The organism is Haemophilus sp. THUN1692 (genome assembly GCF_059704395.1).
Window position 1 is genome coordinate 2,119,726 of sequence record NZ_AP046579.1, and the last position, 12,328, is coordinate 2,132,053.

Genomic DNA, 12,328 nt, shown 5'->3' on the forward strand with positions numbered 1-12,328 from the left:
TCTAAATTTATACTTTACTAAAATAATGCAAATCATTATCATTAATATAACTTTAGGGTATTCTCTATTCTTTCTTTTTTATAATTATTCAATGATGTAAGCAAATGGAGAAATGTATGGAACACAAGAAAACAACTGGAGTAAGTTATGCCGAATAATGTAGTCTTTGACAAACAAACAAACAAACAAACAAACAAACAAACAAACAAACAAACAAACAAACAAACAAACAAACAAACAAACAAACAAACAAACAAATAAACAAACAAACAAACAAATCCTACCCCTATCCTAGGCTTTTCTTTAAGTCTCATTTCTTTAGCGATATTTGCTTTTCATCCCTTTGCTTAGGCTGAAAGCTTAGAGCAAATCAATGTTGTTGATGAAAGCCCTGTTAACTCCACAGCTGGCAGTAAAAGCTATACTATCAAATCAATGAATACAGCCACTGGCTTGCGTATTTCTGGTAAAGACACGCCACAATCTGTGAGTGTGGTAACAAGAAAACAACTTGATGATCGCGCGATTCATACCCTTGAAGACGCAATGAAAAACGCTACCGGTGTGAATGTTGTGCATGATTCTGGTTTACAAACCCGTTTTCTCTCTCGTGGTTTCTATGTGGATCAAATTGGTGAAGATGGTATCACTACCAATGTAGGCGGGCATTCAGGTTATACCGCTAAAATTGATGTGGTGCCGAGCACAGATCTAGCCGTTTACGATCATATTGAAGTAGTACGCGGTGCAACTGGTTTAACTCAATCTAATTCTAATTCCGAACCAGGCGGAACCATTAATCTTATTCGCAAACGCACAACAGATAAATTCCAACATTTAGGTGAAATTACCGTAGATCACCGTGGCAGTGTTCGCACTATGCTTGATGTGTCAGGTCCAATGAATAAAGAAAAAAACGTACGAGGGCGTGGATGAAAAATCACATTCTTTCAAGCAAGATGTAAAAGGCAGTAAACAAATGGTTTATGGCTTATTTGAGAGCAATATCCGTGATAAAGGTTTATTTACCCTTGGCGGTATGTATCAAAAAATTAATGAAGTACCAGATTTTTCCGGTGTTATGTTGCCTTGTGAGAATCCAAAAGTTGCGGCATTTTCTTCTCGCCCAGCTTGCCAAGATCCTCTTAAATTTCCACGAAGTACATACTTAGGCGAAAATTGGTCTCGATTAAAAGGTGATAAATATAATCTTTTCTCTGAAACAAAATTATTTTTAGATAATGATTGGGAATTAAGTTTAGAACTTTCTTATACACAAAATAATTCCGATGCCAAAGTGGGGCAATATTTTATTAAAGATGAACATGCAGCAGGGGTTTCTGGCGCAGATGCTACAAGCTTTTTAACTGAAAAAGGTGAAGTAATTCCCTTTGAGCCTAAAGATAAAGCATTAGAAAAACTAGCTTCATATCGCAAAGACGCCAAAACAGAATTTGAATCTAAAAAAGCAGATTATTTAAAGAATGGTTTTAATCAACAAGATTTTGAGCAATATAAAAATAAACGTATAAATGACCGCACTTTACTACGCCAGCAATGTATTGATGGGGGAACATTGGATTTCTTCTGCGATGGTTATTATCCTGCCTTGACTGATGAAGAATACAAACAAGATTTTATTAATAAAGTGCTTGCCGATCAGGGAATTAGTGATAATCCAAATGAACGCTTCCCTAATCGTTTATATGATTCAGCCTATAATAATCGAGATGTGATAAATCGTCGATTTAACTATATGCCAATGAGATATCAAAAAAAGGATAAACAATATGGTATTAAATTAAATTTAAAAGGCAACTATGAACTCTTTGATAGAAGCCACGATTTTTATCTTGGTTATGCTTATAACAATGAAAATATAGAATCAACTTATCTTGAAATTTTCCAAAAGAAATATAGACCACGCCCAAGTACTGGAACTATTCATGCCCAATTTGATGGCTTATGTGAAGTACATCCATTAGGTAGTAATAAACTACCAACAGAAAAAGGAAATCGTGAGCTGGATTGGGATAAATATAATGAATATGGAAATGTGAGTATCTATGAACCAGATTGTAAAAATGCCATTAAAACCAAATATAAACCGATGCTTGATGCCAGTGGTAAACAAATTTATAAAATTGATGATTATTGGTAATAAAGTACCTGCTTTAGAGCCAGTTTATGAACTTGATGCCAATGGTAATAAGATTCAGGAAGTTGATGAAAAAGGCAATCCTATTTTTTTTGGTTTTGCAGGTACTACACCTGTTTATAAACAAGTTAAAATCCCAGATGATTATATGTTGGCACAATATAATTACGCTAAATATTTTAACAAAAATCAAACTCACACCATTACAGCAAGTAACCGCTTTAATGCCACAGATAAATTGCATGTCTTAACTGGGTTAAGTTTTGTACATTTTACCACTTCACAGCAGAAAGAAATGCCTGTTCGTTATGGTGAACCTAGCAAAACTTCCAGTCAGCCAGTAATGTTAAAGCGGATAATGAACATTATAAAGCCAGTATGACGGGGCATAAGTTTACGCCTTATTTGGGGATAACTTATGATCTTACTGATAATCACAGCGTTTATGCGAGTTATACCAAAATCTTTAAGCAACAAGATAATGTTGATGTCACAACAAAAACAACCTTGCCACCCCTTGTTGGAACAAATTACGAAGTCGGTTGGAAAGGAGCATTTTTAGACAATCGTTTAAATGCGTCATTGGCTTTATTTACCTTAGAGCAAAAGAATAGAACCGTTGTTAATTTTGGTTTTGTTCCTGATTTTACAGGTAGACAAGGCTCTTTCCAAACCATTGCGAAACCAATAGGAAGAGTTGAAAGTAAGGGCTTTGAAATCGAAGCTACAGGCAATCTCACTGAAAACTGGCAACTCTTTTTAGGTTACACTTACAACAAGAGCAAATATAAAAATGCTCAAGAAGTGAATGCTGAACGTCTAGAGAAAAACGCAAAAGCAGATCCTTATAACTTCAGTAACTTCACACCAGTTCAAATGTTCCGCTTGGCGACTTCTTATCATATCCCAAATACAAAATTAACTATCGGTGGTGGTGTTTCTGCACAAAGCCCAACAAGCAGTTTATATGGCATCCATCAAGCTGGTTATGCTCTTTGGGATGCGAATATTCAATATGAATTTAATCCGCACGCTAAGTTAAGCCTAATTGGGACGAACTTAACGGATAAAATCTATTTCGAGAACAATTACAACCGTACTCGTGGGATGAACAATTTCTATGGTCGCCCACGCACAGTTATGATGAAATTCGATTGGACATTCTAGGCAAAATCGGTCGCAAAAGTGCGGTCGATTTTCCCATTATTTTTGAACATTAATCATCACAAATTTAAGGACAAACTATGAACTCATTCAAAATAAAACTTTCACTTTTAAGTCTGTCAATTCTTGCTGCCCTTGCAACCAATGCAGCAGCTACGGAGCAAAATACTGAAACCCTTGATTCGATTGTGGTTACGGCCTCTGGTACGACGCAAGAATTACGTGATGCGCTGGCAAGTATTAGCGTGGTGAATCAAGCGCAATTAAGATCGCATCCTTCTAATCGTTTAGAGAACGCGTTGCAAGATATTCCCGGAGTGAATAATGCAAACCGAACCGATATTTCTATTCGCGGCTTACCGGCGGACTACACTTTAATTATGATGGATGGTCGTCGTCAAAATACGCGTGAATCCCGCCCAAATGGTAATGGTGGATTTGAAAGAGGATTTATTCCGCCTGTTAGTGCAATTGAACGAATTGAGGTTGTTCGTGGACCAATGTCATCGCTCTACGGCTCGGACGCAATGGGGGCGTGGTAAATATCATCACAAAAAATGCAACAAAAGAATGGACAGGATCTGTTTCGACAGGATTTACCGTACATGATAAGTCAGACTTTGGTGATGGTTATCAGGGGGATTTCTTTGTGTCAGGCCCACTTGTTAAGGATATATTAGGTCTTCAGGTTTATGGTGGGGGTAACTATCGTCAAGAAGATAACTTGATTGGCGCATCGAATAAAAATAAAGATCAAAATTTGAATGCGAAATTGACTTTTACGCCGGTTGATAAACAAACCTTTATTTTTGAGGCAGGGCGCCATCGTTTAGAAAAAGATGAAACATTGGGGAAAACCATTGATTTGACCACAACACGTGGAACAACAGTCACGCCTAATAATCTAAATTCTACTCGTGCAAGCCGTAATCATTGGTCTGTCACACATCAAGCTGATTGGGATGTGATAACATCAGAATTAAGTTTTTCACAAGAAATTGCAAAACGCGAAGTCAGTGTTAATGGGGTGATGAATACCCGTAAACCAGAAATCAAAAATAATGTCTTTGATGCAAAATTTATGCTGCCTTTATCCAATCATTTCTTTGTATTTGGCGGACAGGTTCAACAAGCTAAATTACAAGATGACTCGGTAACACGTGTTTTAACAAAAACTTTACCAAATGGTCATAAAGCCTCAAGAGCCGTATTTGAAAGTAGTAAAAATAGCGTAAAACAATCCGCACTTTTCTTAGAAGATTGCATTGATATTGGCAAAGACCTTTTATTCACGCTGGGATCTCGTCTTGATCATCATGAAAAATATGGTTCGCATTGGAGCCCAAGAGTTTATGCTGTTTATCATATCAATGATAATTTCTCGTTAAAAGGTGGTGTAAGTAAAGCTTTTAAAGCACCAAGTATTCGTGAAATCAGTGAAAGTTATGTGACGTCCACAGAGGCTGGCGCAGGGGTTATTTATGGTAATAAAGATTTAAAACCGGAAACCAGTGTGAACGAAGAAATTGCGTTAGTTTATACCAATAATAATGGTTATAACGCGAGCATTACCTTATTTAATACGGATTTTAAAAATAAATTAACGAGCCATTATACCAGTTTAACTGATCCAGTTATGAAGGCAAAACTTTATGAGTATGCTAATGTTGGACGTGCGAATATTAAAGGCACTGAAATTGCCACTCATATTCCATTTAATGAACATTGGAATGTTGATATGAGTTACACATATCAACACTCTAAACGCCAATCTGATGAAGATATTTCTGTATCTAAAATGAGCCTACGTGGCTTACCGCTTGATAATACACCAAAACATGCAGCGAGTGCTAAATTAAACTGGCAAATGAATGATGCCTTGAGTGCTTATACACGTATTGCTTATAAAGGTAAACAAATATGGGCGAACCCACGTAATGGCGATAGCAAAAATCACTATCGAACCCGCGCAGCTTACACCACAGTGGATTTAGGGACAACTTACAAATTTAACCCTAATGTATCCTTAAGCTTAGCAGTGCTTAATATTGGCAATGAAATTGGTGAACGCGTGAATACGAATGGGGGAAGCTGGACGGTTGAAGAAGGCCGACGTTTTTGGACGAATCTGAATGTTACATTCTAATTAACACGAAAATAAGCTACATTTAGCACCGTCTAAATGTAGCTTTCTTTTTCTTATGAGTACTTTATTTAAAATTCTTTTTTTCTATTTAGGGGCGATCAATATAGCCATGGCAGCACCTGATTTTTTTATTTCTAAAATAAATCCGAAAATAACCGCACTTTATCACATTCATCAACAAGATTTAGTGTTTGAGAATAAACGTTATCGTTTATTTATCGCCGAGCCGAAGAGACGGATGCACAATTTATCAGTGTTTTATACACTTGATGGCAATGCGCAATTTCCTTTAGCGGTAAATGCAGTGAATGCTAATTTACCTTTACCGTTGATTGTAGGTATTGGTTATGTTTCAGAAAAAGCCTATGCCATTGAAGAGCGTCAAAGAGATTACACATTTCCAGCACAAGGTGATAAGTTTAAGCAAGGTGGTGGCGCGGGAGATTTTTTACGTTTTATCCAAACTAAAATTAAACCGAGTATTGAGAAAAATTACAACATTAATCCTGAAAAGCAATATTTCTTTGGGCATTCCTTTGGGGGATTGTTTGGTCTTTACGTGCTGTTTCATCAGCCTGATTTATTCCAATATTACACCTTGGCGAGTCCATCACTTTGGTGGGGAAACGGTGCGTTTTTGTCTAAAAATGAATCTTGGATTGCATCTCATCCTAAGCATATTTTAATCACTTTAGGCGAATATGAAGAATATCCGGAACAAGATCCTAAAATTACAGAGGAGCAGCAACAACGCATTGAGCAACGAAAGAAGATGCGACCATTTAATGCTCAACGATTAGCGGAAAAATTACAAGCTCAAGGCAATCATGCAACATTTAAATGGATTCCGAACAAAAATCACGGGGATTCGCTTATTGACGCAGTAAAGTATTCTTTAGATTTTATGCAAAATGATAGGTAAAAATAAGGCCGATTTTGATAATATAGCCTACCGCATAAATGCCTTTCACATTAGTATTTTGATATTTGTCTACTATTGACATAGCCGCGTTCATTCGTTTCTACGTCAGCATTTTCTAAGCCAAATTTATCTGTCGCAGGAACACGACCTGTAGCCCAAATAACATAGTCTACAGTAATATCAGATTGACCATCACATTTTACTGTAAGAGAACCATCTGCATTTTTAACAATTTCAGATGGTGTGGAATTGGTATGTAATTGAATTCCATCTTGCGTAAGCACTTCCACTAATGTTTCTACGATTAATGGATCTTGATTACGCATTGGCGCATGGCGACGCACTAATAAATGGGTTTCCACACCTAGGATGTTTAATACACCAGAAAGTTCAACGGTAATATAGCCTGCGCCGATAACAGCGGCGCGCTTTGGTAATTCTGTTAATGCGAAGAACCTATCTGAATTAATGCCGTATTCTTGTTCTTAATGTTTGGACGATATAGGAGACCACCTGTTGCGATTAAAATATGATCTACAGTTACTTGTTCTTTTGTGCAATCAGCAAGTGTTACTTCAATGGTATGGGAATCTACAAATTTTCCGAAACCGTTAATTACATCAATGTTATTTTTCGCTAATATAAAAAATGAGGAAGGTTATATTAACCTTCCTCATTTAAGAGATATCTAATTAGCTATGCGATTAATTCGCATATTGGTTAATCGCAGCGGATACTTCTTGATCTTGATAAATGTTATTCACAATATCGTTAAATGTTTGAGATAGAACTTTTTGAATTTCGTCATTATCCGCGTTTAATGCGCCTTCTTGTGAACGAGTAGCATTAAATGCTTTGTTATATGAGCCTTTCGCGCCTTGAACATAAACAGTTGCTTGAATTTTTGTATTAAGTTTATAACGAAGATTACCTTGTTCTACTTGCGTAGCAAATTCACGGACATCCACAGTTACCCATGCATTTGATCCATTGGATTGCCCAATTCTGAAACCTTTACTAATAAGATTTTGTTGCATCACTTGTTGGAATAATTGTGTAACACTTGGTGATGAATTTAATTTAATGAGTTCTCCACGTTTGGTATAGCTCGCGATATCTCGCGTTGTGCGGCTATCTTTCGTTGTTACATATACAATTGCATTTTGATTAATGTTCATTGTGGCATTCGGTGCTGGTGGAGTGAACGTTAATGTATTTGATTGTGCTTGGCAGCCAGCAAGGAACAGCGTAGTGGCTGCAATAGTTACTGCTGATAATGTTTTGATTTTGTTTGATAATGTCATAATTTCCCCAATGAGCCAGTTAAAACTGTGTTATTCTTGCAAACTTCATTGCTAATGTATAGCGTTTCATTGTGATTTTGTGGAGATTTATGATGTCTGTTCAACAAACTATCGAACAAAAAATTCAACTAGAATTTCAACCGCACTTTTTTAGTGTAGAAAATGAAAGCCACTTACATAGTTCTGGTCGTGGTGCGGAATCTCATTTTAAATGTGTGATTGTGAGTAATGTTTTTGAAGAAATGCGTAAAGTGCAGCGTCATCAACGTGTTTATCAATTGCTTGCAGATGAGCTTAATAGCGGTGTTCATGCGTTAGCATTGCACTTGTTTACCGTAGAGGAATGGGGCGAGTTAAATGAGAAAATCCCCGCTTCAACGAAATGCGCAGGCGTTGGACATTAATTTTTTATGTTATGAAGATGTAACATTTTTTTGATATACCGCAAAAGGTTTTTACAAAAAAGTAGGCGTTTAAGTAGCGAAAAAAGCAGATTTTCGCTAGAATAAGGCGCTTAATTTTATCCAAATTCAATTTCTCGATAAACATGTTTATCGTGAAGTTAACCGATTTGAGTTTTTTATTTTTGTGGCATTGATGTCTTTCTAAAGGTGTTTTGTCACGCTCAAACACGAGATTGCATTTAACTTGTTTATTTGCAATTGTATTTTTAACCTTGAAAAGTAGTGCAAACAGTATGATTACAATTAAGAAAGGCTTGGATCTCCCAATTGCGGGAAAACCGGCACAAGTAATCCACAACGGAAATGTTGTGAATCAAGTTGCGATTCTAGGTGAGGAGTATGTGGGGATGCGTCCTTCGATGAAGGTGCGCGAAGGCGATGTTGTAAAGAAAGGCCAAGTGCTTTTTGAAGACAAGAAAAATCCAGGTGTGATTTTTACAGCCCCTGCAAGTGGTACTATCACTGTAATCAATCGTGGTGAGAAACGCGTATTACAATCTGTCGTAATTAATGTGGAAGGAAATGAGCAAATCACTTTCGCAAAATATAGTGCAGAACAATTGAATACGCTTTCTTCTGAACAAGTAAAACAAAACCTTGTTGAATCAGGTTTATGGACTGCATTACGTACTCGTCCATTTAGCAAAGTGCCTGCGATTGATAGTGAGTCGTCCTCAATTTTCGTGAATGCAATGGATACCAATCCATTAGCCGCAGATCCTGCAATCGTGCTAAAAGAATTTTGGCAAGATTTCACGAATGGTTTAACAGTATTAAGTCGTTTATTCCCTTCAAAACCGTTACATTTGTGTAAAGCAGGTGATACCAATATCCCAACTGTTGATCTTGAAAATTTACAGATTCATGATTTTGGTGGAGTTCACCCTGCAGGTCTTGTTGGTACTCATATTCATTTTATTGATCCTGTTGGTGTAAATAAAACTGTATGGCACATCAATTATCAAGATGTGATCGCAGTGGGTAAATTATTTACAACGGGTGAGCTTTATGTTGAACGTGTTATTTCTCTTGCTGGTCCGCAAGTGAAAGAACCTCGTTTAATTCGCACTGTAATTGGTGCTAATCTCTCTCAATTAACCCAAAATGAATTAAGTGCGGGTGAAAATCGCGTAATTTCTGGTTCAGTGCTTTGTGGACAAACTGCAAAAGGTGCTCATGATTATTTAAGTCGTTATGCATTGCAAGTCTCGGTAATCGCTGAAGGTAATGAGAAAGAATTCCTTGGCTGGATTACACCGCAATCAAATAAATATTCAATTACTCGTACAGTGTTAGGTCACTTCGGTAAGAAATTATTCAATTTTACTACCGCAGAAAACGGTGGTGAGCGTGCAATGGTTCCAATTGGTAGCTATGAGCGTGTTATGCCGTTGGGTATTTTACCGACATTATTATTACGTGATTTAATCGTGGGCGATACCGATGGCGCACAAGCGTTAGGTTGTCTTGAATTAGATGAAGAAGACTTAGCGTTATGTTCTTTCGTTTGCCCGGGCAAATATGAATACGGTTCAATCTTGCGTCAAGTATTAGATAAGATTGAGAAGGAAGGTTAAAAATGGGTTTAAAAAATCTTTTTGAAAAAATGGAACCCGCGTTTTTACCAGGTGGTAAATACAGCAAGCTTTATCCGATCTTTGAATCGATTTATACCTTGCTTTATACACCAGGTACAGTAACGCACAAAAACACTCACGTTCGTGATGCGTTAGACTCAAAACGTATGATGATTACGGTTTTCCTTGCGTTGTTCCCTGCGATTTTCTACGGTATGTACAATGTGGGTAACCAAGCGATTCCAGCCTTAAATCAATTAGGCAATTTAGATCAACTAATTGCTAACGATTGGCACTATGCACTTGCAAGTTCATTAGGTTTAGATTTAACTGCCAATGCAACTTGGGGCTCAAAAATGGCGCTGGGTGCAATTTTCTTTTTACCAATTTACTTAGTGGTGTTCACCGTTTGTACAATTTGGGAATTGTTGTTCTCAGTCGTGCGTGGTCATGAAGTAAATGAAGGGATGTTCGTTTCAACCATTTTATTTGCGTTAATCGTTCCACCAACATTGCCATTATGGCAAGCCGCATTAGGTATTACTTTTGGTATCGTTGTTGCAAAAGAAATTTTTGGTGGCGTTGGTCGTAACTTCATGAACCCTGCACTTGCAGGCCGAGCTTTCTTGTTCTTCGCCTATCCAGCTCAAATTTCAGGTGATACTGTTTGGACTGCTGCTGATGGTTTCTCTGGTGCAACCGCACTTTCACAATGGTCACAAGGTGGTCAGGGAGCATTACAACATACAGCCACTGGTGCTCCAATCACTTGGATGGATGCTTTTGTTGGTAACTTACCTGGTTCAATGGGCGAAGTTTCTACGCTTGCAATTTTAATCGGCGGCGCAGTGATTGTGTTCACTCGTATTGCTGCATGGCGCATCATTGCTGGTGTGATGATTGGTATGATTGCAACTTCAACTCTATTCAATTTAGTTGGTTCTGATACTAACCCAATGTTCTCAATGCCTTGGCATTGGCACCTTGTTTTAGGTGGATTTGCATTAGGTATGGTATTTATGGCAACAGACCCTGTTTCAGCATCCTTTACCAGTGCAGGTAAGTGGTGGTACGGTGCATTAATTGGTGTGATGGCTGTATTAATTCGTACTGTAAACCCAGCTTATCCAGAAGGAATGATGTTAGCGATTTTATTTGCAAACTTATTTGCACCGATTTTCGACTACATCGTTGTTCAAGCAAATATCAAACGTCGGAGAGCAAGAACAAATGGCTAAGTTTAATAAAGACAGCGTAGGCGGCACAATTCTTGTCGTATTGCTACTGAGTTTAGTTTGTTCCATTATTGTTGCTGGTTCCGCAGTAATGTTAAAGCCTGCACAAGAAGAACAAAAGTTACTCGATAAACAAAAAAATATCTTAAATGTAGCTGGTCTTTTACAAGAAAATACTAATGTAAAAGAAACTTATGCAAAATTTATCGAGCCCCGCTTCGTTGATTTAGCAACGGGTGAATACACACAACAAGCAGATGATAGCCAACAAGCAATTCCTGCTGATGCGGATAAAGCACGTATTCGTTCTCGTAGCAAAACGACTGAAGTTTATCTTGTAAAAGATGAACAAGGTAAAACTCAACAAGTTATTTTACCAATTTATGGAACTGGCTTGTGGTCAGTGATGTATGGTTTAGTATCTGTTCAACCAGATGGTAATACTATTAATGGAATCACTTACTACCAACATGGTGAAACACCAGGATTGGGTGGTGAGATTGAAAATCCAAACTGGGCAAGTTTATTTAAAGGTAAAAAATTGTTTGATGAACAACATCAACCTGCAATTCACATCGTGAAAGGGCAAGCTCCACAAGATGAGCATAGTATTGATGGTTTATCAGGCGCGACTTTAACTGGTAACGGCGTACAAGGTACGTTTGATTATTGGTTTAGTGCGAACGGTTTTGGTCCATATCTTGAAAAACTTCATGCGGGAGCAAACTAATGTCTGAAAAAGCAAATTATAAAGATCTGTTGTTAGCTCCGGTTGTTAAGAACAACCCGATTGCATTACAAATTTTGGGTATTTGTTCTGCATTAGCGGTAACAACAAAATTAGAAACTGCTGTTGTAATGGCGATTGCGGTGAGTTTGGTAACTGGGTTATCAAGTTTCTTTGTTTCTTTGATTCGCAATTACATTCCAAACAGTATTCGTATTATTGTGCAACTTGCAATTATTGCATCACTTGTAATCGTTGTTGACCAAATATTAAAAGCCTACGCTTATGGTTTATCTAAACAACTTTCGGTATTCGTTGGCTTGATTATCACTAACTGTATCGTAATGGGACGTGCTGAAGCGTTTGCGATGAAGTCGCCTCCCGTTGAAAGCTTTGTAGATGGTATCGGTAATGGTTTAGGTTATGGTGCGATGTTAATTATCGTAGCATTTTTCCGTGAACTTATCGGTTCAGGTAAATTATTTGGTATGACTATTTTTGAAACCATTCAGAATGGTGGTTGGTACCAAGCAAATGGTTTATTCCTACTTGCACCAAGTGCATTCTTTATCATCGGATTTGTTATCTGGGGATTAAGAACTTGGAAACCAGAGCAACAGGAGAAGTAATC

General features: G+C 37.5%; 11 protein-coding genes and 2 pseudogenes. 11 read left to right on the plus strand and 2 right to left on the minus strand.

The window, feature by feature from the left end:
• Nucleotides 1–435: 435 nt before the first annotated feature.
• From AC6H0A_RS10915 to AC6H0A_RS10940, 6 genes and pseudogenes are all read left to right on the plus strand, one after another.
• Nucleotides 436–936, plus strand: a complete 501-nt coding sequence (locus AC6H0A_RS10915; RefSeq protein ID WP_179230998.1) for a TonB-dependent receptor plug domain-containing protein — start codon at nt 436–438, stop codon at nt 934–936.
• A complete protein-coding gene (locus AC6H0A_RS10920; RefSeq protein ID WP_257008532.1) occupies nt 929–2,161 on the plus strand; it encodes a TonB-dependent siderophore receptor in 1,233 nt (410 codons plus the stop codon). The genes AC6H0A_RS10915 and AC6H0A_RS10920 overlap by 8 nt, the downstream gene beginning before the upstream one ends.
• Nucleotides 2,118–2,540, plus strand: coding sequence for a hypothetical protein (locus AC6H0A_RS10925; protein ID WP_497512648.1), 423 nt, complete (start codon nt 2,118–2,120; stop codon nt 2,538–2,540). The genes AC6H0A_RS10920 and AC6H0A_RS10925 overlap by 44 nt, the downstream gene beginning before the upstream one ends.
• A complete protein-coding gene (locus tag AC6H0A_RS10930) occupies nt 2,537–3,325 on the plus strand; it encodes a TonB-dependent siderophore receptor (RefSeq protein ID WP_005640083.1) in 789 nt (262 codons plus the stop codon). The genes AC6H0A_RS10925 and AC6H0A_RS10930 overlap by 4 nt, the downstream gene beginning before the upstream one ends.
• A 77-nt stretch (nt 3,326–3,402) precedes the next feature.
• A pseudogene (locus AC6H0A_RS10935) lies at nt 3,403–5,468 on the plus strand (TonB-dependent receptor domain-containing protein).
• 55 nt (nt 5,469–5,523) lie between these two features.
• Nucleotides 5,524–6,390, plus strand: coding sequence for an alpha/beta hydrolase (locus AC6H0A_RS10940; protein WP_005640073.1), 867 nt, complete (start codon nt 5,524–5,526; stop codon nt 6,388–6,390).
• Here AC6H0A_RS10940 and AC6H0A_RS10945 read toward each other — a convergent pair.
• Nucleotides 6,386–7,033 (minus strand): annotated as a pseudogene (locus AC6H0A_RS10945) (FAD-dependent oxidoreductase); the annotation flags it as partial. The gene AC6H0A_RS10940 and the pseudogene AC6H0A_RS10945 sit on opposite strands and share 5 nt — an antisense overlap.
• A 61-nt stretch (nt 7,034–7,094) precedes the next feature.
• Entirely contained in the window at nt 7,095–7,694 is a 600-nt protein-coding gene (locus AC6H0A_RS10950; protein ID WP_005640069.1) for a YajG family lipoprotein, read from the minus strand.
• Between the two features lie 92 nt (nt 7,695–7,786).
• On the opposite strand from AC6H0A_RS10950, the gene AC6H0A_RS10955 reads away from it, so the two are divergent.
• From AC6H0A_RS10955 to nqrD, 5 genes are all read left to right on the plus strand, one after another.
• Entirely contained in the window at nt 7,787–8,098 is a 312-nt protein-coding gene (locus tag AC6H0A_RS10955; protein WP_005640067.1) for a BolA family protein, read from the plus strand.
• A gap of 293 nt (nt 8,099–8,391) precedes the next feature.
• Nucleotides 8,392–9,735 carry a Na(+)-translocating NADH-quinone reductase subunit A gene (locus AC6H0A_RS10960; RefSeq protein WP_044232209.1) on the plus strand — a complete coding sequence of 448 codons (1,344 nt, stop codon included), beginning with the start codon at nt 8,392–8,394 and terminating at the stop codon, nt 9,733–9,735.
• A 2-nt stretch (nt 9,736–9,737) separates the two neighbouring features.
• A complete protein-coding gene (locus AC6H0A_RS10965; RefSeq protein ID WP_005640063.1) occupies nt 9,738–10,973 on the plus strand; it encodes an NADH:ubiquinone reductase (Na(+)-transporting) subunit B in 1,236 nt (411 codons plus the stop codon).
• Entirely contained in the window at nt 10,966–11,700 is a 735-nt protein-coding gene (locus tag AC6H0A_RS10970; RefSeq protein ID WP_005629176.1) for a Na(+)-translocating NADH-quinone reductase subunit C, read from the plus strand. Before AC6H0A_RS10965 ends, AC6H0A_RS10970 begins: the two co-directional genes overlap by 8 nt.
• The gene (gene nqrD / locus AC6H0A_RS10975) at nt 11,700–12,326 is read left to right on the plus strand and encodes an NADH:ubiquinone reductase (Na(+)-transporting) subunit D (protein ID WP_005629349.1); all 627 of its coding nucleotides are present in this window, start codon (nt 11,700–11,702) and stop codon (nt 12,324–12,326) included. The genes AC6H0A_RS10970 and nqrD overlap by 1 nt, the downstream gene beginning before the upstream one ends.
• The last annotated feature ends 2 nt before the right edge of the window (nt 12,327–12,328 follow it).